General features: G+C 73.4%; 20 protein-coding genes, 4 tRNA genes and 1 other RNA gene. 10 read left to right on the top strand and 15 right to left on the bottom strand.

The window, feature by feature from the left end:
* Positions 1-40 precede the first annotated feature (40 nt).
* A tRNA-Pro gene (locus Q0817_RS05080) sits at positions 41-113 on the bottom strand.
* A 242-nt stretch (positions 114-355) separates the two neighbouring features.
* Between Q0817_RS05080 and Q0817_RS05085 the strand changes: the two genes are divergently transcribed.
* Positions 356-426 (top strand) — tRNA-Gly (locus Q0817_RS05085).
* Between the two features lie 86 nt (positions 427-512).
* Here Q0817_RS05085 and Q0817_RS05090 read toward each other — a convergent pair.
* From Q0817_RS05090 to Q0817_RS05100, 3 genes are read right to left on the bottom strand one after another with little or no spacing between them, the layout of a single operon-like run.
* Positions 513-1,154, bottom strand: a complete 642-nt coding sequence (locus Q0817_RS05090) for an SAM-dependent methyltransferase (protein WP_298585074.1) — start codon at positions 1,152-1,154, stop codon at positions 513-515.
* A gap of 31 nt (positions 1,155-1,185) precedes the next feature.
* Positions 1,186-2,076 carry an Fpg/Nei family DNA glycosylase gene (locus Q0817_RS05095; protein WP_298585075.1) on the bottom strand — a complete coding sequence of 297 codons (891 nt, stop codon included), beginning with the start codon at positions 2,074-2,076 and terminating at the stop codon, positions 1,186-1,188.
* Entirely contained in the window at positions 2,077-2,598 is a 522-nt protein-coding gene (locus tag Q0817_RS05100; protein WP_298585076.1) for a ribose-5-phosphate isomerase, read from the bottom strand.
* Between the two features lie 232 nt (positions 2,599-2,830).
* On the opposite strand from Q0817_RS05100, the gene pepN reads away from it, so the two are divergent.
* Positions 2,831-5,398, top strand: coding sequence for an aminopeptidase N (gene pepN / locus Q0817_RS05105; protein ID WP_298585077.1), 2,568 nt, complete (start codon positions 2,831-2,833; stop codon positions 5,396-5,398).
* A 158-nt stretch (positions 5,399-5,556) separates the two neighbouring features.
* The gene (locus Q0817_RS05110; protein WP_298585186.1) at positions 5,557-5,976 is read left to right on the top strand and encodes a globin; all 420 of its coding nucleotides are present in this window, start codon (positions 5,557-5,559) and stop codon (positions 5,974-5,976) included.
* 6 nt (positions 5,977-5,982) lie between these two features.
* On the opposite strand, the gene Q0817_RS05115 is transcribed toward Q0817_RS05110, so the two are convergent.
* Complete coding sequence (locus Q0817_RS05115) at positions 5,983-6,651, bottom strand: hypothetical protein (RefSeq protein ID WP_298585078.1); 669 nt, start codon at positions 6,649-6,651, stop codon at positions 5,983-5,985.
* Positions 6,652-6,656: 5 nt separating this feature from the next.
* Complete coding sequence (locus Q0817_RS05120; RefSeq protein ID WP_298585079.1) at positions 6,657-7,142, bottom strand: thioesterase family protein; 486 nt, start codon at positions 7,140-7,142, stop codon at positions 6,657-6,659.
* Positions 7,143-7,216: 74 nt separating this feature from the next.
* Here Q0817_RS05120 and Q0817_RS05125 point away from each other — a divergent pair, with 74 nt between their 5' ends.
* A complete protein-coding gene (locus Q0817_RS05125) occupies positions 7,217-8,107 on the top strand; it encodes an acyl-CoA thioesterase II (RefSeq protein WP_298585080.1) in 891 nt (296 codons plus the stop codon).
* A 64-nt stretch (positions 8,108-8,171) separates the two neighbouring features.
* Here the strand turns inward: Q0817_RS05125 and ettA are convergent, their stop codons facing one another.
* The 6 genes from ettA to mptB all read right to left on the bottom strand — a co-directional run bounded on the left by ettA (position 8,172) and on the right by mptB (position 13,980).
* Complete coding sequence (gene ettA, locus Q0817_RS05130) at positions 8,172-9,854, bottom strand: energy-dependent translational throttle protein EttA (protein WP_298585081.1); 1,683 nt, start codon at positions 9,852-9,854, stop codon at positions 8,172-8,174.
* Positions 9,855-9,968: 114 nt separating this feature from the next.
* The gene (locus tag Q0817_RS05135; RefSeq protein ID WP_298585082.1) at positions 9,969-10,577 is read right to left on the bottom strand and encodes a single-stranded DNA-binding protein; all 609 of its coding nucleotides are present in this window, start codon (positions 10,575-10,577) and stop codon (positions 9,969-9,971) included.
* Positions 10,578-10,760: 183 nt separating this feature from the next.
* Positions 10,761-10,895: a hypothetical protein gene (locus tag Q0817_RS05140; protein WP_298585083.1), complete on the bottom strand. Its 135-nt coding sequence runs from the start codon at positions 10,893-10,895 to the stop codon at positions 10,761-10,763.
* A 429-nt stretch (positions 10,896-11,324) separates the two neighbouring features.
* Positions 11,325-11,555, bottom strand: coding sequence for a hypothetical protein (locus Q0817_RS05145; protein WP_298585084.1), 231 nt, complete (start codon positions 11,553-11,555; stop codon positions 11,325-11,327).
* A gap of 710 nt (positions 11,556-12,265) precedes the next feature.
* Positions 12,266-12,338: transfer RNA gene (locus Q0817_RS05150), tRNA-Arg, on the bottom strand.
* Positions 12,339-12,408: 70 nt separating this feature from the next.
* Positions 12,409-13,980, bottom strand: coding sequence for a polyprenol phosphomannose-dependent alpha 1,6 mannosyltransferase MptB (gene mptB, locus Q0817_RS05155; protein WP_298585085.1), 1,572 nt, complete (start codon positions 13,978-13,980; stop codon positions 12,409-12,411).
* Positions 13,981-14,135: 155 nt separating this feature from the next.
* On the opposite strand from mptB, the gene orn reads away from it, so the two are divergent.
* The 3 genes from orn (at position 14,136) to def (ending at position 15,628) form a co-directional block, all read left to right on the top strand.
* Positions 14,136-14,753, top strand: coding sequence for an oligoribonuclease (gene orn, locus Q0817_RS05160; RefSeq protein ID WP_298585086.1), 618 nt, complete (start codon positions 14,136-14,138; stop codon positions 14,751-14,753).
* Positions 14,754-14,883: 130 nt separating this feature from the next.
* A tRNA-His gene (locus tag Q0817_RS05165) sits at positions 14,884-14,957 on the top strand.
* Positions 14,958-15,055: 98 nt separating this feature from the next.
* Complete coding sequence (gene def, locus Q0817_RS05170) at positions 15,056-15,628, top strand: peptide deformylase (protein ID WP_298585087.1); 573 nt, start codon at positions 15,056-15,058, stop codon at positions 15,626-15,628.
* Positions 15,629-15,783: 155 nt separating this feature from the next.
* On the opposite strand, the gene Q0817_RS05175 is transcribed toward def, so the two are convergent.
* The gene (locus Q0817_RS05175) at positions 15,784-16,557 is read right to left on the bottom strand and encodes a YaaA family protein (RefSeq protein WP_298585088.1); all 774 of its coding nucleotides are present in this window, start codon (positions 16,555-16,557) and stop codon (positions 15,784-15,786) included.
* A 108-nt stretch (positions 16,558-16,665) separates the two neighbouring features.
* Between Q0817_RS05175 and rnpB the strand changes: the two genes are divergently transcribed.
* Positions 16,666-17,059: RNase P RNA component class A (rnpB, locus tag Q0817_RS05180), an RNA gene on the top strand.
* 48 nt (positions 17,060-17,107) lie between these two features.
* Here rnpB and Q0817_RS05185 read toward each other — a convergent pair.
* Entirely contained in the window at positions 17,108-17,842 is a 735-nt protein-coding gene (locus tag Q0817_RS05185) for a zinc ribbon domain-containing protein (RefSeq protein WP_298585089.1), read from the bottom strand.
* On the bottom strand, positions 17,839-18,786 hold the full coding sequence (locus tag Q0817_RS05190) for a Nif3-like dinuclear metal center hexameric protein (protein WP_298585090.1): 948 nt from the start codon (positions 18,784-18,786) through the stop codon (positions 17,839-17,841). The genes Q0817_RS05185 and Q0817_RS05190 overlap by 4 nt, the downstream gene beginning before the upstream one ends.
* A 91-nt stretch (positions 18,787-18,877) precedes the next feature.
* On the opposite strand from Q0817_RS05190, the gene msrA reads away from it, so the two are divergent.
* Together msrA and cysK are read left to right on the top strand one after the other, a co-directional pair.
* Positions 18,878-19,480, top strand: coding sequence for a peptide-methionine (S)-S-oxide reductase MsrA (msrA, locus tag Q0817_RS05195; RefSeq protein ID WP_298585091.1), 603 nt, complete (start codon positions 18,878-18,880; stop codon positions 19,478-19,480).
* 127 nt (positions 19,481-19,607) lie between these two features.
* Entirely contained in the window at positions 19,608-20,543 is a 936-nt protein-coding gene (cysK, locus tag Q0817_RS05200) for a cysteine synthase A (RefSeq protein ID WP_298585092.1), read from the top strand.
* The last annotated feature ends 137 nt before the right edge of the window (positions 20,544-20,680 follow it).

Consider the following 20,680-nt stretch of genomic DNA (forward strand, 5'->3'; position numbering starts at 1 on the left):
GAAGGCGGCTGCCCGGCGGGGCCGGGCAGCCGCTCCAACGTCGGGGCGACAGGACTCGAACCTGCGATCTCCTGCTCCCAAAGCAGGCGCGCTAGCCACTACGCTACGCCCCGGTACCTGCAGCCTCGGCTGCAACGACTGTGGTCCTGGCACGTGGAAAACGGTCACTTACCAGAAACCACCGGCGAGTCTACCGGCTGGGCGGACGGGGCCGCACCTCGGCCCCGCCGGACCCCGTCCGGGTCGCTCCGCACGGGCTCCGCCGGCCGCCTTCCGCCGCCCCGTCCCGCCGCCGGGATTTGACACCGCGCGCGCCGGGCCGGTTAATGGGATGGGCCTCGTCGGAGCGCCCTGCGGGGATGTAGCTCAATGGTAGAGCCTCAGTCTTCCAAACTGATTACGCGGGTTCGATTCCCGTCATCCCCTCGTCGCCACGAACGCCCCGGTCCCCTGGACCGGGGCGTTCGCCGTTCCGGAGGCACCCCCGGGCCCGCCGGGCCGCGGCCGCCCCGTCAGCGGACGAGACCGACGACCTGCCAGAACCGGCCGCGGTGGGCGTACACGGGCCGCAGGCCCCGGCCGCGCAGCACCGCGAGCATGGCCTCCGGGGAGTGCGCGTAGTTGCGGAACGACCGCCCCGTGGCCCGGTAGAAGACGTTGAGCAGGGCCAGTGACGCCCGGATCCCCGGGGTGCGGGGCGGGAAGCTGAGGACCAGGAGCCGGTCCGCGTGGTCGGCGGCGGCCGTGAGCAGCCGCTCGTGGTCGGGATAGCAGCACACCACGCGGTGCAGGACGACGACGTCGTGGGGCTCCACCCCACCGGGGTCGGCGGCGATGTCGATCCGGCGCCGGGCCGTGCGGCCGACCGTCCCGGCCGCCGCGGCGAGAGCCGCGGCCTCGGCCTCGTAGGAGTCCACGAGCTCGAGATTGGTGGTGCGGGCCGCGCCGCGGCGCAGCAGCTCGAGCTGGACCTCCCCGACCCCGCCGCCGATCTCGAGCACGCTGGCGCCCTCGATCCCCCGGGCGTCCAGGAAGCCGAGGAGCCGGCGCGTGGTCCGGTCCGGGCCGGAACGCCGGTACCGGGCGGCGAGGTGGCGGGCGAGCCGGGGCCCGAACACGCCCTCGTAGGCCCCGGGACCGCAGCAGCTGGTCATGGCACCAGGATATCCCCGCCCGGGACCCGCGTCAGCGCTGGCAGGAGGGGCACCAGAAGAGCGTTCGCCCCTCCAGCTCCCCCGCCGCCACGGGCGTCCCGCACCGGCGGCACGGCAGGCCCTGGCGCCGGTAGACCAGGTGGGCGTGCTCGGGCCACGCCTGCTCCTCCCCGGTCCCCGGACGGTCCGAGGGGTCGGTCGTCACGATCCGGCCGAGCCGCACGCCGGTGCGCATGAGGGCCGCGCTCTCCGCCCACAGCTCCCGCAGCACGGGCTCGCCGAGAGCCCGCCCCGGCGTCATGGGATCCAGTCCGCGCCGGAACAGCGACTCCGCCCGGAAGATGTTGCCCACCCCGGCCACGACGGCCTGGTCCATGAGCAGCGCGCCCACCGGCCTGCGGCTGCGCCGGACCGCGGCCACGAAGGGTGCGGGGTCCGCGTGCGGGTCGAGCGGGTCCGGCCCCAGCCGCCCCCGGGCCGCCTCGGCCTCGGCGGAGCTCTCGAGCACGCACAGCGCCGGCCCGCGCAGGTCGGCCCAACCCTCGTCCCCGACCAGCCGCACGCGCACCGCCCCCACCGGAGGGGGCGGCAGCGGCGGGCCGCCGGCGGGGGCGCCGTCGTCGTGCGCCTCCCGCTCACCGATCCGGCGCGGGGCCCCGATCGAGGAGGCGCCGCGGAAGCGGTCGGTGCCGCCGAAGCTCCACGCGCCGTAGAGGCCGAGGTGCGAGCGCAGCACGCGGTCCCCGGCGAAGTCGAGGAACAGCTGCTTGCCGTGGGCCCGCGCCGCCTCGAGCACGGCACCGTCCAGGGCGGCCGCCCCGTCGGCGAAGCGGCCCTGCGGGGAACTCACGGACAGGGCCTGTCCCACGAAGCAGTCGGCGAACTGGCGGGCGAGCCGGTGGACCGAGTGGCCCTCCGGCACTCAGGCCTCCCGTGCGGCCGGGAACTCGCGCGGGCGCAGCCCCTCGAGCTTGCCGGCGACGGTGCCGGTGGACTCGTACTCGCCGATCTGCGCGATCCGGCGCTCGTGGCGCTCCTCGCCGGAGAAGGGCTCCGCCAGGAACGCCCGGACGATGCCCAGCGCCTCCTCCTGGGGGTGCTGGCGCCCGCCGACCGCCACGACCTGGGCGTCGTTGTGCTGGCGCGCGAGCCGGGCCGTGTCCAGGTTCCAGGCCAGGGCGGCGCGGATCCCCTCGACCTTGTTCGCGGCGATCTGCTCGCCGTTGCCGGACCCGCCCAGGACGATGCCGAGGGAGTCGAGCCCCGCCTCCCGGTCCGCCCGGACGGCGAGCGCGGCGCTGATGCAGAACGCGGGGTAGTCGTCGAGGGCGTCGTACTCGGCGGGTCCGTGGTCGACGAGGTCGTAGCCGGCGGCGACGAGCTCCTCCACCAGGTAGCGGGAGAGGTCCAGGCCGGCGTGGTCGGTGGCGATGTGGACGCGCATGGGCGGCGTGCTCCTGGGGTTCGCGGGAACGGGGCGGGATCGTGGCGCGGGGCCCGCGGAGGCGGACCGGCCGCCCTCCAGCGTATCGGGTGCCGCGGCCGCGCGGACCGGCCGGGGGCTCCCGCGGCGGCCGGGGCCCGGGGGGCATAATGGGACGAATCCCTGCGGCCCACCGGTCGCGGACGCCCCGACCCCCACGTGATCCCGACCCCGACGAGAGGACGGCGCTGAAGTGCCCGGAACCAACCTGACCCGCCAGGAGGCGGCCGCGCGGGCCGAGACCGTGGCGGTGGACGCCTACGAGGTGGTCCTCGACCTCACCCGCGGCAAGCGCGTCTTCCGCTCCACGACCAGCGTGCGCTTCCGGGCGACCCCGGGCTCCGCGACGTTCATCGACGCGATCACCGACGCGGTGCACTCCGTGGTGCTCAACGGCACGGAGCTCGACCCCGCCGAGGTCTCGGACGGCGTGCGGATCCAGCTGCCCGGGCTCGCCGCGGACAACGTGCTGACGGTCGAGTCGGACTGCCGGTACATGAACACCGGCGAGGGCCTGCACCGGTTCGTGGACCCGGTCGACGACGAGGTGTACCTCTACACCCAGTTCGAGGTGGCGGACACCCGGCGGATGTTCGCCGTGTTCGAGCAGCCGGACCTCAAGGCGCGCTTCGCGTACACGGTCACGGCCCCCGCGCACTGGACGGTGGTCTCGACCCAGCCCACTCCGGAGCCCGTCCCCGCCGGTGCGGGCGCCGCCACGTGGTCCTTCGCCCCCACCCCGGTGGTGCCCTGCTACGTGACGGCGCTGATCGCCGGCCCCTACGCCTCGGTGCACGACGAGCTCACCAGCGCCGACGGCCGCACGATCCCCCTGGGCCTGTACGCCCGGCGCTCGCTCATGGAGCACGTGGAGGCCGAGGAGATGTTCGGCATCACCAAGCAGGGCTTCGAGTTCTTCGAGGCGCAGTTCGGGGTGCCCTACCCGTTCGAGAAGTACGACCAGCTGTTCGTCCCGCAGTTCAACGCCGGGGCCATGGAGAACGCCGGCGCGGTGACCTTCGTGGAGCTCTACGTCTTCCGCTCCCGGCCCACGCAGGCCCGGGTGGAGCGGCGGGCCATCACGGTCCTGCACGAGCTCGCCCACATGTGGTTCGGCGACTTCGTGACCATGCGCTGGTGGAACGACCTGTGGCTCAACGAGTCCTTCGCCGAGTTCATGTCCACCCTCGCCGCGGCGGAGAACACCCGCTGGACCGACGCGTGGACCACGTTCGCCGCCGGGGAGAAGTCCTGGGGGTACGAGCAGGACCAGCTGCCCACCACGCACCCCATCAAGGCCGAGATCCGCGACCTCGAGGACGTGCTGGTGAACTTCGACGGCATCACCTACGCCAAGGGCGCCTCGGTGCTCAAGCAGCTGGTGGCCTGGGTGGGCCAGGAGCAGTTCATGGCCGGGCTGAACCGGTACTTCCGCGAGCACGCGTGGGGCAGCACCGAGCTGCGCGACCTCATGGTCCGGCTCGAGGAGGCCAGCGGACGGGACCTCGACCGGTGGGCCGCGACGTGGCTCGAGACCGCCGGCGTGAACACGCTGAGCCCGGCCCTGGAGACCGATCAGGACGGGATCATCCGGGCCTTCCGGATCGAGCAGACCGCGCCCGCGGAGCACCCCACGCTGCGCCCGCACCGGCTGGCCGTGGGCTTCTACGACCACGACGCGGAGCGGGGCAAGCTCGTGCGCACGCACCGGGTCGAGCTCGACGTCGACGGCCCCTCCACGGAGGTGCCGGAGCTCGTGGGACGGGAGCTGCCCGACCTCGTGCTGCTCAACGACGACGACCTCGCCTACGCGAAGATCCGCCTCGACGAGTGCTCCCTGGACACCGCCCTCACGCACCTGAAGAACTTCGAGGACACGCTCCCGCGCGCCCTCGTCCAGGCCTCCGTGTGGGACGGCGTGCACGACGGCGAGACGCCCGCCCGCCGCTACGTGGAGCTCGTGCTCGGCAACATCGCCCACGAGACGGCCTCGACCGGCATCCAGGTGCAGCTGCGCCAGCTCGACACCGTGCTCGACGGCTACGTCGCGGAGCCCGTGCGGGAGACCACCGTGCGCGCCGCCGCCGACCGGCTCCGGCGGCTCACCGAGGAGGCGGCCGCCGGATCCGACCAGCAGCTGCAGTTCCTCAGGGCCTTCGCCCGGCACGCCCGCACCGAGGAGCAGCTGGACGTGCTCGAGCAGCTCCTCGACGGCCGGCGCTCCCTGCCGGGCCTGGCGCTGGACACCGACCTGCGCTGGAGCCTGCTCACCGCGCTGTGCGCCGGCGGGCGCCTCGGCGAGGCGGACGTGGACGGGATGCTCGCGCAGGACAACACCGAGAACGGCGCGATCGCGGCCGCCCGCGCCCGGGCCGCGATCCCCACGGCCGAGGCCAAGGCCCGGGCGTGGCAGCAGATCATGGTGGACGGATCCCTGCCCAACTCGATCCAGGACGCCGCGATCGACGGGTTCCGCACGGCCGCCGACACCTCGCTGCTGGCGCCCTGGGCCGAGCGGTACTTCGCGGCGATCCCGGACGTGTGGCGCACCCGCACCCACGAGCTCGCCCAGCAGATCGCGGTCGGCATGTACCCGAACATCCCCGCCCAGGAGACGGTCGACGCCACGGACGCCTTCCTCGCGGACCTGCCCGAGGACCTGCACGGGCTGCGCCGGCTCGTCCTCGAGCAGCGCGACGCGACCGCCCGCGCGGTCCGCGCGCAGGCCGTGGACGCCGCCTACGAGGCGGTGCGCGCATGAGCGGCGAGCAGCAGCGCCCCCCGTCCGGCGAGCCCGGCACGACGCCCCCGGCCGGCACCGGCCCGGGCGCGGACCCGCGCACCGACCCCGCCGCCGCGGCCCCGCCCGGGGCGCGCTCCTTCGCGGTGGGGGCCCCGCTGTCCCAGCTGCGCCGTCCGGTGCCGCAGGTCGGCGACGAGCGGCAGCAGGCCGAGGCGGGCACGGCGTCGTCGTTCTACGAGCAGGTGGGCGGGCACGAGACGTTCGTGAAGCTCGTGCACGAGTTCTACGTCCGCGTGGCCGAGGACGAGCGGTTCCGGGCGCTCTACCCGGAGGACGACCTCGGCCCGGCCGAGGAGCGGCTGCGGATGTTCCTCGAGCAGTACTGGGGCGGTCCGACCACCTACTCGGAGCGGCGCGGGCACCCGCGGCTGCGGATGCGGCACATGCCGTTCCCCGTGGACACGTGGGCGCGGGAGACGTGGCTGAGGCACATGCGCGCGGCCCTGGACACCCTGGAGCTCTCCCCGCTGCACGACGGGATCATCTGGGACTACTTCGACCGCGCCGCCCACGCCATGGTCAACCGGCCCGGCTGAGGTCCCTCAGCGCTTGGCGAGGACGTGCCCGCCGGGGGTGCTCAGGCGCACCCAGCGGCCGTTCTCGGCCACGGCGACGTCCGCGCCCGGGCGCAGGAAGCCGAGCGAGTACGCGGCGAACGCCGCGCCGTCCGGCAGCGGCGCTCCGGACAGACGACCCGCGAGGGTGTCCGCCCACCCGGACGAGCGGCCCCAGACCTGCGAGCGCACGGTGTCGACGACGGCGGCACCCGCATCGGTGGGCACGGCCCGGGCGACCTCGGCGATCCCGGCCCGGGCGGCCTCGCGCAGCTCGTCCCCGGCGACGTCCCCCACCGGCGACCATCCGCTCAGCGGCGGGGCGATGCCTGCCCAGGAGACGGTCGCGTCCATGGGGGGCAGGCCCACCTCCGTGGCGTACTCGTCCTGGCGCGGCATCCGGTCGAGGACCCCGCCGAGCGGGACGGTGACGTCGAGGGACTGCTCCTGGGCCAGCGCCGCGGTGCGCAGACCCAGCACCGTGGGCGTGCTGTCGAGCAGGCCGTGGGGCTCCAGCACGCACACGTAGACGCCGAGGGCCCGCCCGCGCGCCTGGAAGCGCACCGCGCCCTGGGGGTCCACGCCGCGGGCGCGGGTCAGGTAGGTCCGCAGGTCGGCGACGTCCCGCGGATCCGTCAGGGCAAGGGACCGGTTCACGGGGCTCAGGCCTCGGCGGGGACGGGCCGGCGGGCGAAGCGGGTCGAGGCGTCCGACCACTGGGCCAGCGCGCTGCGCGGCGCCTCGTCGAGGCGCTCGGGCCGTCCGGTGGACCGGTCGATCACGACGACGACCGTCTGGGCCACGGCGTAGACCCGCGAGCCGTCCTCCTCCTGGACGGCGTAGTCGAGCACGAAGCTCGAACCGCCCACGGAGGAGACCCACACGCGCACGAACACCGGATCGGCGCGGTACAGCAGCTGCTCCGTGTACTCGACCTCCTGCCGGCCGATCACGGTCATGCGGTCCCCCAGCAGGGAGCGGAACGTGGCGTCCGCGGGCGCACCGGCCACGGCGCCCCCGGGCAGCGGCCCGGACATGAGCCGCACGCGGGCGTCCTCCAGGTACTGGAGCATCGTGACGTTGTTGACGTGACCGTAGCTGTCGATGTCGCCGAAGCGCATCTGGATGGGGATCAGCAGCGAAGACATGACCCCCATCCCATCACACCGGGGCGGTCCGGTCGCGCCGCGGCGCGTGCGGCGGCTTGGCTAGAGTGAAGCCCATGACCTACAGCCCGATCCCGGACCCCACACAGGCCCTGCTCGACATGCTCGACCTCGCGGACGGGGGTGGCGCGCGCACCCTCGAGGACATCTACGTGGGCCACTCCATCTCCCCCGCGCGCGGCCGGGTCTACGGCGGGCAGGTCCTGGCGCAGGCCGTGACCGCCGCGATGCGCACCGTGGACCCGGAGCGGATCGTCCACTCCCTGCACGGGTACTTCCTGCGCGCCGGGGACGTGTCCCGGCCGATCACCTTCGGGGTGGAGCGGATCCGGGACGGACGGTCCTTCTCCGCCCGCCGCGTGCACGCCTACCAGGAGGGGCGCGCCATCCTCTCGGCCATCGCGTCCTTCCAGGTCCCGGCCCGGGGCCTGGACCACCAGGACGAGTGCCCCCAGAACCTGCCCGACCCCGAGTCCCTGCCGAGCGCCGTGGAGCTGCTGGGCCACGTCGACGCCCCCGAGGCGCAGGCGATCGCCCACGAGCGTCCCTTCGACATGCGCTACATCACCGAGCCGATCTACTTCAGGCCGGACTCCCGCGGCGAGCCCTTCAACGCGGTGTGGATCAAGACCCTCAAGCCGCTGCCGGACGACCCGAACGTCCACCGCGCCGCGCTCGCCTACGCGAGCGACTACACGCTGCTCGAGCCCATCCTCCGGCTGCACGGCAAGACGTGGATCGAGCCGGGCATGAACATCGCCTCCCTCGACCACGCGATGTGGTGGCACCGGGAGGCCCGCGCCGACGAGTGGCTGCTCTACGTGCAGTCCTCCCCCAACGCGTCCTCGGCCCGCGGCCTCGGGGTGGGCCGGATGTTCTCCCGGGACGGACGGCTCGTCGCCACCACCGCCCAGGAGGGCATGATGCGCTTCCCCGAGTTCCACTGAGGCTGCCCGGGCACGACGAAGGGCGCCGGTCCCGGCGGGACCGACGCCCTTCGCGCGGTGGGGCTCAGTCGCGGGTGAGGCGGCGGTGGGTGACGCGGTGCGGCCGCGCGGCGTCGGCGCCGAGGCGCTCCACCTTGTTGGCCTCGTAGGACTCGAAGTTGCCCTCGAACCAGTACCACTGGTCCGGCTCCTCCTCGGTGCCCTCCCACGCGAGGATGTGGGTGGCGACCCGGTCGAGGAACCACCGGTCGTGGGAGACGACCACGGCGCAGCCCGGGAACTCCAGCAGCGCGTTCTCCAGCGAGCCGAGGGTCTCGACATCGAGGTCGTTGGTGGGCTCGTCGAGCAGCAGCAGGTTCCCGCCCTGCTTGAGGGTCATGGCCAGGTTGAGCCGGTTGCGCTCACCGCCGGAGAGCACTCCCGCCTTCTTCTGCTGGTCGGGGCCCTTGAACCCGAACGCGGAGACGTAGGCGCGCGAGGGCATCTCGACGTTGCCGACATTGATGTAGTCGAGGCCGTCCGAGACGACCTCCCACAGCGACTTGTTGGCGTCGAGGTTCGCGCGGTTCTGGTCCACGTAGGAGATCTTGACGGAGTCGCCGATCTTCAGCTCCCCGCCGTCCAGCTCCTCCATCCCGACGATGGTCTTGAAGAGGGTGGACTTGCCGACGCCGTTGGGGCCGATGACGCCCACGATGCCGTTGCGCGGCAGCGAGAAGGACAGCCCCTTGATGAGGCTGCGGTCGCCGAAGCCCTTCTCCAGGTCCTTCGCCTCGATCACGAGGTTGCCCAGGCGGGGCCCCGGCGGGATCTGGATCTCCTCGAAGTCCAGCTTGCGGGTCTTCTCGGCCTCGGCGGCCATCTCCTCGTAGCGGGCCAGGCGGGCCTTCGACTTCGCCTGGCGGCCCTTGGCGTTGGAGCGCACCCACTCGAGCTCGTCGGCCAGCCGCTTGGCCTGCTTGGCGTCCTTCTTGCCCTGCACCTCCATGCGGGCGCGCTTGGTCTCGAGGTAGGCCGAGTAGTTGCCCTCGTACCCGTACAGCCGGCCGCGGTCGACCTCGCAGATCCACTCGGCCACGTGGTCGAGGAAGTACCGGTCGTGGGTCACGGCCATGACGGCGCCGTGGTAGTCCTTCAGGTGCTGCTCGAGCCACAGCACGGACTCGGCGTCGAGGTGGTTGGTGGGCTCGTCGAGGAGCAGGAGGTCGGGCTTCTGCAGCAGCAGCTTGCACAGGGCCACGCGGCGGCGCTCGCCACCGGAGAGGACCTTGACGTCGGCGTCCGGCGGCGGGCAGCGCAGGGCGTCCATCGCCTGCTCCAGCTGGGAGTCGAGGTCCCAGGCGTTGGCGGCGTCGATGTCCTCCTGGAGCCTGCCCATCTCCTCCATGAGGGAGTCGAAGTCGGCGTCCGGCTGGGCCATCTCCTCGGAAATCGCGTTGAAGCGGTCGACCTTGGCCTTGATCTCGCCCACGCCCTCCTCGACGTTGCCGAGGACGGTCTTCTCCTCGTTCAGCGGCGGCTCCTGCAGCAGGATGCCGACGGTGTAGCCGGGGCTGAGCCGGGCCTCGCCGTTGGAGGGCTGGTCGAGGCCGGCCATGATCTTGAGGATGGTGGACTTGCCGGCCCCGTTGGGCCCCACGACGCCGATCTTCGCGCCGGGGTAGAACGACATGGTGACGTCGTCCAGGATGACTTTGTCGCCCACGGTCTTGCGGGCCTTGGACATTGTGTAGATGAATTCCGCCATGCCCTCAAGGCTACCCCGCTCCGCGGCGGCCCACGGGCGGGGACGGAGCAGGAGCGACGGCACCGCGGCCCCCGCTCCGTCCCCGGGGCACCCGCACGGCCCCGCGCGGGGAGCTCAGCCGGCCGCGGGCTGGCGGCTCGGCCGCCGGCCCGGGTCGGCGGCCGCGGCCCCGACGAGCTCGCCGGTCTCCGGGTCGACGCCCTCCGGGACCGCCGGGCCCCCGCCCCCGCCGTCGGGGTCGGGGTCGCCGCTCGCGTCCGACGGATCCCCGCCCGGGGCCGCCGGGGCGTCCGCAGGACCGGTCTCCGCGGCGTCCTCGGGCTGCCCGGCGGGCCGCTCCCCCGTCCGGTCGGCGGGCGGCGAGGAGCTCACGGTGCGCTGGAAGCAGGCCGTGCCGAGGGCGAGGTCGTGCCCGAGGGACACCGCGTCCACGTCCACCGCCGTGTTGCGCCCGTGCTCGCCCTCCCAGAACCGGACCTTGAGCTTGCCGACGACCACCACGGGCTGGCCCTTCTTGATGCTGGCCAGCGCGTTGAGCCCCAGGGCGCGGAACGCCTGGATCGAGAACCAGTTGGTGTGCCCGTCCCGCCACGAATTGGCCTGCTGGTCGAACCAGCGCGGGGTGGAGGCGAGGCGAAAGGTCACCACCACGGTGCCGTCGGGCAGGTTGCGGGACTCGGGATCCGTGGCCACGTAGCCGCGGACGGTGATCTGCTCGGTCATCGGGAACTCCTCTGGACGGCGGCCGGTGCGGCCGGTGCTGGCCCCGGTGGCGGGGTGCACCCAGCGTCCTGCCGGAGCCGGTGCCCCCGCGGCGAACGGGCCCCGGTTGTGGACGGCAGGACCGTCGCCGCCCGAGGGCGCCGCACTGTGCAGTGCGGTGGCGGGACCCGGCGTCCTGATGGCTCAGTCGATGTCGACGGCGTTCCAGGCGATGACGGCGAGGGGCTCCCGGTGCCGCTCCTGCTCGTGGGAGCACGCCCAGCACCAGGGGCCGTAGAGCGGTGGGGCGCCGCACGGGCAGAGCCGGATCCGGGCCATCGGACTCACCTCGATGTTCGTTGCAGTGGCCTGACAGGTGGCGGCCTGCCGGACGACATCCTGCGCGGGTGTCCTCACCCCTACTACCGGCCCAGGGACTCCTGTGGATGCACCGCGGACCGGTTGTCGTGGCCGGCACGGCGCCCGGACCGCCGGAACAGGTGCCGCGGGCGCCCGGTCCCCGCGCGTCGCCCCACCGCTGGGAGCCGTCGCTCCACGCGGCGGGGCGACGACCGCGGACGCCGGCCCCGCACGTCAGCCACGGGAGTCGGCCGCGATCTCGCCACGGCAGTCCGGCCCCGGTGCAGTGCAGGCGCCCGGACGGGAGGCGGAGACCGGCCTCGCGGGCCGCGACCTCCTCCGCCCTCCCGCGCCGGCGCAGCGGCGCCGTGCCCGGCTCGCCGCCGGCCCCGGGCGCGTTCCGATCAGCTAGGCGGCGTGCCCCGGCTCGACCACGATGCAGTCCTCCCGGAAGTCGAGGTGCATGCAGTGCAGCGCGACGACGCCCCGGGTGATCGCCTCCAGCTGCTGCGGATCGATGTCCGGGCCGACGTTGCGGACGATGAAGCCACGGGTGTCCTCCGTGGCCTCCTCCACCGTGTCGTAGTGGTAGTAACGGGCCCCCCGGCCGGTCCACTGCCTGATGATGGTGACGCTCATGGTTCCTCCCCCTGAATCGGATCCGGACGCGTGGTCCGTGGCCGCCCCGGGCACCCCGTCCGGGAACTGCGGCCGTCCCGGCGGGCTGCCGCCGGGGACGTCGCCGAGGTGCTCCTCCGGCTCCTCGTCCGTCCTGGCGCGGAGCTCAGGTGGCCGGATGGCCGCACCCCTCGATGTGCTACTTAACGTATGCGAATTCACAGGGTGGTGCTTGTCCACACTTTCGCGACCGCGAACGATCCAGGGCCGGCCGGGCGGCGCGGGGAGGCGTCGGCGGGGCCGTCCCGGAGCGGGAGGGCCGGGCGGGGCCGGCCGAGGCCGGCGAGGGGGCGCTCGAGCAGGGTACTCCGGGAGACTGCTCCGGCCTCGTGGCAGGCACACGAGGGCGCTCGGTGCCTGCCGGCTCCATCACCGGCGAAAGATGGCCCGCCCGGTCCAGTAAGACCGAGCGGGCCGCGGACACCTAGACGGCGAGATCTGTGTGTCCACCGCACAGCCTACCGCGCCCCCGCTCCGCCCGGGGATGCCGTGGCCCCGAGCAGGCGCCGGCACCCGGTCCGCCCGGCCCCGGCCGAGAGTGCCGTCGACCTCGCCGCTCGAGAGGACCCGCCGCGCACCGCGGCACGAGCTGCCGTCGGATCTGCCGTCGTGGACGACGAGATCCCCGTCGCCCCGGGCGGCGAGGACCGGGACGGCGGGGATCACGAGTGTGCCCCAGGAGGGAGTCGAACCCCCGACCAAGAGATTAGAAGGCTCCTGCTCTATCCACTGAGCTACTGAGGCTTACCGCCCGGGACCGTGTCCTGGGCGCCGCGGACGAGTTTACCAACTCGCCGGGGCGGCACCGGCCGCCTCAGATCACGGCACTCTGCACCGGGGGCTGGTAGCGGCCGCGGAAGAGCCGTCTGGTCGCCGGGTCGATGAACCACAGGTACACGCCGTAGGAGAGGGCGACGACCGCCGCGATCAGCCGGCCGGAACTGAGGTCCAGGTCCAGGTACGGGAAGACGTCCAGCTGGTCGGACACCGCGTAGATCATGAAGAAGACGGTGAGGAAGAACAGGATGTCCACCTGCCAGTCGCTGCGGATGCCCGTGACGGCGAACAGCGGGATGAGCCACACCACGTACCAGGCCTGGATCATCGGGGAGAACAGCACGATCGCGGCGAAAGCCCAGGCCAGACGGCGGATGATCCGCTCGTCCCGGCCCACGAACATCAGCCAGAGGATCACCGGCACCGCGAGGGCCTGCCCCACCGAGTGGATCAGCTCCCGCCACTGGCCCGAGTCCCCGCCCACGGCCGCGGCCAGGGTGGCGGCGAGGCCGCCGACGAAGCCCACGGGGGCGTACCAGATGGACACCGAGCCCGGGGTGGACATGGCGGAGACCCAGCCGAAGCCGAAGCCGTTGATCAGCCCCATCAGCCCGAGCAGGGCGATCGAGTAGGCGAGGACCAGGAACCAGATCACGAAGCGGCGCGTCCACGAGGCGTCCTTGCCCGCCCAGAGCAGGCCGATGAAAGGGAGGAAGACGAGCGTGATGGGCTTGATCGCCACGGACAGGGTGACGAGCGTGGTGCCGAGCAGGCCGCCCCTCCAGTTCCGGTGCACGGCGGCCGCGTAGGTGCCGCCCAGGGCGAGGGCGATCATGATGGCGTCGTTGTGCACGGAGACGATGAAGTTGGTGAGAAACAGGGGGTTCGCCACGCTGAGCCACAGGGCCCGTGCCGGGTTGATGCCGTGCAGCCGCGCGAGCCGCGGGATCAGCCACATGCACGCGATCACGGCGAGCACGCACAGTCCCCGGAACCAGAGCACGGCGGCGTCCGGGTCCGCCCCCGTGACGGCCACCACGAACTGCTCGAGCCACAGGAAGAGCGGCCCGTAGGGCGGCGGGGACTCCGACCACATCTGGTCCGCGCCGAGCTGGAAGAAGTTGTCGATCGTGGAGACGCCGTGCTCGTAGGGGTTCAGCCCGTTGGCCATCACCCGGCCCTGGCCGATGTAGGAGTACACGTCCCGGCTGAACAGGGGGATCGTCACGAGCATGGGGGCGGACCACGCCGCGATGGCGGCGAGCACCCACCGGCCGCTGCCCGGCTCCCACCGGTTGAGCTTCTGCCCCAGCCGCAGCCACTCGCGGATCAGGAGCATCCCGCCCACGGCGAGCAGGAGGATGGAGACGATCACCCCGGTGGTGGTGAAGCGCATGCCGATGATCACCGGCGCCTGCCGCAGCGGGGAGACGGAGGCGAGCCAGCCGACGCCCAGGGAGCCGACGAGGAGCATGACCGAGCCGACGGTGCCCATGATCACGGTCCGCAGCGGCGCCCCGGAGACGTACCGCGAGCTCCCGGGCTCCGCCGGCGGCCGGTCGGCGTCGGGTCCCTCGCCCGGCGCCGGCGTCCTCGAAGTGATCTGCACTGCTCTCCCGATGCGCCCGTCCGTGGTTGCGGGTGCCGCGGCTGGGCGCAGCACGGACCCGTGGTCGCCCCGATCCTATCCCCGGCTCCTGCGGGGATCCCCGCACGGCCACGGCGGGGCGCTGCGCCGTCGGGGCGGCACGGTAGATTGTCCGGGTGGCTAATTCGAACGGACGCATAGTGTGGATCGACTGCGAGATGACGGGGCTGTCCCTCGAGGAGGACGCCCTGATCGAGGTCGCGGCGCTCGTCACCGACGACGAGCTCAACGTCCTCGGGGAGGGCGTCGACGTCGTGATCCGCCCGAGCGAGGCGGCGCTGGCGCAGATGGGGGACTTCGTGCGGAACATGCACACCTCCTCCAAGCTGCTCGACGAGCTCCCCTCCGGCCTGACGATGGAGGAGGCCCAGGAGCAGGTCCTCGCCTACATCAAGGAGTGGGTACCCGAGCCGGGCAAGGCGCCCCTGGGCGGGAACTCGGTGGGCACGGACCGCACGTTCCTGGTGCGTGACATGCCGGAGCTCGTGGCGCACCTGCACTACCGGGTGATCGACGTCTCCACCATCAAGGAGCTCTCCCGCCGGTGGTTCCCGCGCGCCTACTTTCAGGCACCGCCGAAGACCGGCAACCACCGGGCCCTGGGTGACATCCGCGACTCGATCGACGAGCTGCGCTACTACCGCCGCGCCGTGTTCGCCCCCGAGCCGGGGCCGGACTCGGAGACCGCGAAGGGCATCGCCGCGGAGATCTCCGCCTCCCGCACGGGCGCCTGATCCTGCCGACCGCCGGCGGACCTGCCGGGCGTCACCACGAGGGCCTCGGCGTGGTCCGGGGCGCTCCGGGAATGCGGTACACTCGTATGCGTTGCCCAGCGGAAGCACGGTCTTCCGGCGGGCGTTCATGGTGGGCGTAGCTCAGTTCGGCAGAGCGCCTGGTTGTGGTCCAGGAGGTCGCGGGTTCAACCCCCGTCGCTCACCCACTGTGAAAGGCCGTCCCGAGGACTCGGGACGGCCTTTCGTCGTTCCCGGTCCGGTTCGAAGGGGCGCAGGCCCCGGCAAGTCGAAGGAAGTGCGTCATGGCCGTCCGCCCCGTGGTGATCACCGGCGATCCCGTCCTCCACCGTCCCGCCGCGAAGGTGGCGCGGTTCGACGAGGAGCTGCGCGCCCTCGTCGAGGACATGTACGAGACCATGGACGCCGCCCACGGCGTCGGCCTCGCCGCCCCGCAGATCGGCGTGGGCCTACGGATCTTCACCTACACCTTCCAGAACGACGACGGGGTGGCGCCGCGCGGCGTCCTCGTCAACCCGCTCCTGACCCCGGGGAAGGTCTCCCAGGACGCGCCCGACCCGGACGAGGAGTCCGAAGGCTGCCTGTCCGTGCCGGGCCACAGCTGGCCGCTCAAGCGGGCGGACTGGGTCCGGGTCGCCGGGTTCGACGTCGACGGCCGTCCGGTGGACTTCGAGGCCACCGGATGGTTCGCCCGGGTCATGCAGCACGAGTACGACCACCTGGACGGCAAGCTCTACGTGGACCGGCTCAACGACAAGTGGGGCCGGAAGGCACGCAAGGCCGTCAAGGCCGCGGGCTGGGGCCGGCCCGGCCACACGTGGACGCCGGGCGTCGACGAGGACCCGTTCGGCCACTGAGCCTCGTGCGGGCACCGACCCCGGTGCCCGCCACGGCACTCGGGGCTCGGCCGCCGCGGCCCGGACCTCGGTGCCGGCCACGGCCCTCGCGGTCCAGCCGTCGCGGCCCGGCTCCCAGTGCCCCCCGCGGACCCCGGGGGCACGACCGTCGCGGCTCAGTCCTCGGTGCGCACGACGACGAGCTCGCCCGCCGAGCGGGCCGTGGGCTCGGTGAGCTCGGCGGTCCAGCGCTCCCGCGCCGCCGCGAGCAGCTCCTGCGGCGTCCTGGGGCGCTCGCCCTCGGCGGCGCGCTCGAGCAGGTGGCGGGCGAGCAGCCCCCGGGTGTGCTTGGCCATGTGCGAGACGACCTGCCGCTTCCCCTGCCGCTCCCGGACCACCTTCACCCCCACCGTCCGTTCGCGCGGCCCGCGCCACGCCGCCGCGTAGGCGGCCGAACGGCAGTCCACGACGAGCCCGTCCCCGGCCGCTGGCTCCAGCACGCCCGGCAGGTGTCGTCTCCAGTGGGCCGCGAGCCTCCCGAGCCCCGGCAGCTCGGCGCCCATGGACAGGCGGTAGGCCGGGATCCGGTCCTCGGGGCGCACCGCGCCCCACAGGGCCGAGACGACGACGAGGGACTCCGCCGCGGCGGCCCGCTGCGCCGTGGTCATCCCGACCGGGTCCAGGGCGTCGTAGAGCACCCCGGTGTAGACGCTCAGGGCCGGTGAGGCGGGCTCCGCGCCCAGCCGGGTGTTGCGCTCGATCTCCCCTCGCAGCCGCTCCCCCACGCCCAGCACCTCGAGGGCGTCCTCGCGGGCGCTCGTCGCGGCCAGCTCGGTCAGGACCTGCTCCCGGGCGGCGGTGAGCCCGGGGAAGGACAGGGTTGCGGGGTCGACGGGCGAGCCGGCGCCGGGGGCGGTCTTGGTCTCGGAGGGCGGGAGGAGGATCAGCACCCGCAGAAGTCTAGTGATCCCGCGCGGCCGCGTCGCACGCGGGACCCGGCCGGAACCGGTCGGGGCCGGTCGGGACGCCCCGGTCCGGCGGGTAGGATGGGCGGCGGACAGGTCGGCCGGGTGACCGCGGGCCGCGCAGCTCCGGCTGCCGCGGCGCGAGGAAAGTCCGGGCTCCGCAGAGCAGGATGATGGGCAACGCCCACTCGGGGAAACCCGCAGGAAAGTGCCACAGAAAACAGACCGCCCGCTCCCGGTCCGTCCGGGCGGCGGGTCAGGGTGAAAAGGTGGTGTAAGAGACCACCAGCGCGCCGGGTGACCGGCGCGGCTCGGTAAACCCCATCCGGAGCAAGGCCAGACAGGGTGCGTCCGAGGGCTGCTCGTCCGAGCACCCGGGTAGGCCGCTCGAGCCCACCGGCAACGGTGGGCCTAGATGGATGGTCACCAGCACGGCACGGGCGACCGGCCGTGTGCACAGAACCCGGCTTACAGGCCGGCCTGTCCCCCGCTCCCCTTCCGGCGCCGACGGGGCCCCCCTGGCCCCGGCCGGTCGTCAGGAGCGGACGAGGATCACCCCGCACTCCGGGCAGGTGAGGACCTCGTCCTCGGCCGCCGCCCGGAACGTCGCCGCGTCGGTGGGGCTGAGCGCCGATCCGCAGGACCCGCACGCGGTGCCCCGCAGCTCCGCGGCCGCCGGCCGCTCGGTGCCGCGCCCGGTCCGGATCTTCTCGTACCGCGCCAGCAGAGCGGGATTCCCCACGCCCTCCGCGGCGGCGGTGCGCGTGCCGGCCAGCCCGCCGCGCTCGGCCGTCAGGGCCTGGCCCTCCTCGTCCCGGGCCGCGACGCGACGGCGCGCCTCCGCGTCGGCCTCCTTGAGCCGCGGCGTGATGCGGGCGCGGTGCGCGACCGCGTCGTCGAGCTCCTGCATGATCTCCAGCTCGGCCTCCTCCGCCTCGGCCAGCTGCCGGGTGCGGGTCTCGATCTCGTGCTGCAGGCCCATGAGGTCCTTGGCGGACCCGCCCTGCTCGAGACGCCGGCGGTCCTTCTCGATCGAGGCCTGGACACGGGCGGCCTTCTGCTCGGCTGCGGCCAGCCGGTCGCGGATCTCCTGCTCCCCGGACTCGAGCTCCTTCGCGGCGGCGATCGCCCGGGCCCTGAGCTGCAGCGCGGCGGCGACGTCGGGGTCGGCCTTCAGCTCCGCGATCCGGGCGGCGATCCGGCGCAGCCGGGCGTCGACCCGCTCGAGCTCCAGCAGGGCGCGTTGCTGCTCTGTCGTGGCGGTGCTCATGCGGGTCCTCCTGCGGTCGGTGCGGCGGGGTCAGCGGCGGGTTCGGAGTCGGGGTCGGCAGGGCCGGGGGCGGGGTGGTCGATGCGGAAGTCCCACGGGTCGGTGCGCCGTTCCGAGACCTCGATCTGGACGTCGTGGCCGCGCGCGGCGAGCGCCGCCCGCAGTGCGGCGGCGCCCACGGGCAGCCACAGCCACTCGCTCGCGAAGTGGGAGAGGTCCACGAGGTACGGGGTGCCGTCGGCGCCGGGGCCCACGGCGGCCTCGCGCGCCTCGGACGCGGGGTGGTGGCGCAGGTCCGCGGTCACGTAGACGTCGGCGCCGGAGGCCCGCACCGCGTCGAAGAGCGAGTCCCCCGCTCCCCCGCACACCGCGACGCGCCGGACGAGGGCGTCGGGGTCCCCGGCCACGCGCACGCCGTGGGCGGTGGGCGGCACGGCGTCGGCCAGGCGCCGGGCCAGCTCCCGCAGGCGCAGGGGCTGCGCCAGGTCCCCCACGCGCCCGATGCCCACGGCCGGGTCCGCGGGGTGCGGCGCGAGCGGCGTCGTCGTCGTGAGCCCGGCGGCCCGCGCCACGGCGTCCGAGACGCCGTCCGGGGCGGAGTCCGCGTTGGTGTGGCAGGCGAGCAGGGCGCACCCGTGCTCGATGAGCTCGTGCACCACGGCGCCCTTGAAGCCGTCGGCGGCCACGGAGGTGACACCGCGCAGGAGCAGGGGGTGGTGGGTGACCAGGAGGTCGGCACCGGTGGATACCGCCTCGGCCACGACGTCGGCCACCGGGTCCACCGCGAAGAGGATGCGGCGCACGGGCCGGTCCGGGCGGCCGGTGACGAGCCCGCTGGCGTCCCAGGGCTCCTGCAGGTGCAGCGGCCACAGCTGCTCGACGGTCTCGAGCACCTCCGACAGAGAGGGTGCGGGCCCGGGCGGGGACGTGCTCTGCGCGCTCATGGGCCCAGTCTAGGAGTCGGTCCCGCACCCGCCCCGGTGCGGGCCCGGAGGGTCGCGGGAATGATGCGGGCCGCGCGGTGTTGTACGGGTCATGGCCTTCTCCGCGCACGACGACGCACGCCCCGCCCCAGCCCCCGACCCGGATCCCGTTCCCGGCGATCCCGCCGAGCCCGTGACCTTCGTGCTCGCCGGCGGGTGCTTCTGGTGCCTCGACGCCGTCTACCGGATCACCCGGGGAGTCACGTCCGTGGTCTCCGGGTACACCGGCGGCGACCCCGGGCGCCCGAGCTACTACGAGGTGTGCTCGGGCACGACCGGCCACGCGGAGGCCGTCGCCGTGACCTTCGACCCGTCGGTCGTGCCGGCGGACGTGATCCTCGACCTCTTCTTCACCGGCCACGACCCCACCACGCTCAACCGGCAGAACTACGACGTCGGCACCCAGTACCGGTCCGCCATGTTCTGGGCCGACGAGAGCCAGCGGGAGCTGTTCGAGCGGTCGATCACCCGGACGCAGCCGGCGTGGGACCGGCCGATCGTCACGACGCTCGAGCCGCTGGGCACGTTCTGGGAGGCGGAGCCCGAGCACCAGGGCTTCTACGCCGCACAGCCCTGGAACGGCTACTGCCAGGTGATCATCAACCCCAAGCTGGCGAAGGTCCGGAAACGTTACTCCGCGTGGCTTACCGCGTAGTAGCGGTTGCGGGGCCTGGCTAGGCTGAGCTAGGACCGCGCCGTCGCGGGCCCCCCAGAGCACCGGCGGCCAGTGCACCACCCGAGATCCGACAGAGAACCGACCACGCAGAAACCGAGGTACGCACATGCCGAAGATCTACAACGACGTCACCGAGATCGTGGGCCGCACCCCGCTCGTCCACCTCAACCGGCTCGACGAGGGCCTGCCCGGCAACGTCGCCGTGAAGCTGGAGTTCTACAACCCTGCCAACTCCGTCAAGGACCGCATCGGCGTGGCCATCATCGACGCGGCCGAGAAGTCCGGCCAGCTCAAGCCGGGCGGCACGGTCGTCGAGGGCACCTCCGGCAACACCGGCATCGCGCTGGCCATGGTCGGCGCCGCCCGCGGCTACAAGGTCGTCCTGACCATGCCCGAGACCATGTCCACGGAGCGCCGGGTCATGCTCCGCGCCTACGGCGCCCAGATCGTGCTCACCCCGGGCGCGGAGGGCATGCGCGGCGCCGTCGAGAAGGCCCAGGAGATCGTGGACTCGACCGAGAACGCGGTCCTCGCCAGCCAGTTCGCCAACGAGGCCAACCCGGCGATCCACTACGCGACCACGGGCCCCGAGATCTGGGAGGACACCGACGGCAAGGTCGACGTGTTCATCTCCGGCGTCGGCACCGGCGGCACCATCACGGGTGCGGGCCGCTATCTGCGCGAGCAGAACCCGGACGTGCGCCTCGTCGTCGTCGAGCCGGCCGACTCGCCCCTGCTCACCGAGGGCAAGGCGGGGCCGCACAAGATCCAGGGCCTCGGGGCGAACTTCATCCCGGACATCCTGGACCGCGAGATCTACGACGACGTCTACGACGTGACCGTCGAGGACTCCGTGCGGGTCGCCCGCGAGCTCGGCACGAAGGAGGGCATCCTCGGCGGGATCTCCTCGGGCGCCATCGTCTGGGCCGCCCTGCAGGAGGCCGCCAAGGAGGAGAACCGGGACAAGCTGATCGTGGCGATCGTGTGCGACTTCGGCGAGCGCTACATCTCCACCCTGCTCTACGAGGACATCCGGGGCTGACCCGCACGACGGGCCCACGACCCGCCCCCCGCCGGGAATAGCGCCGCCTGCCGGTGACGTTGCTCCCGGTGGTGGGCGGGTCGTTCCCGTCCGCGCCCCCACACGTCCTGCCGGCCCCGGCGGGACAGGACCCCGCC

Origin of the sequence: uncultured Kocuria sp., from assembly GCF_947500125.1 — a bacterium.
Classification (GTDB): Bacteria; Actinomycetota; Actinomycetes; order Actinomycetales; family Micrococcaceae; genus Kocuria.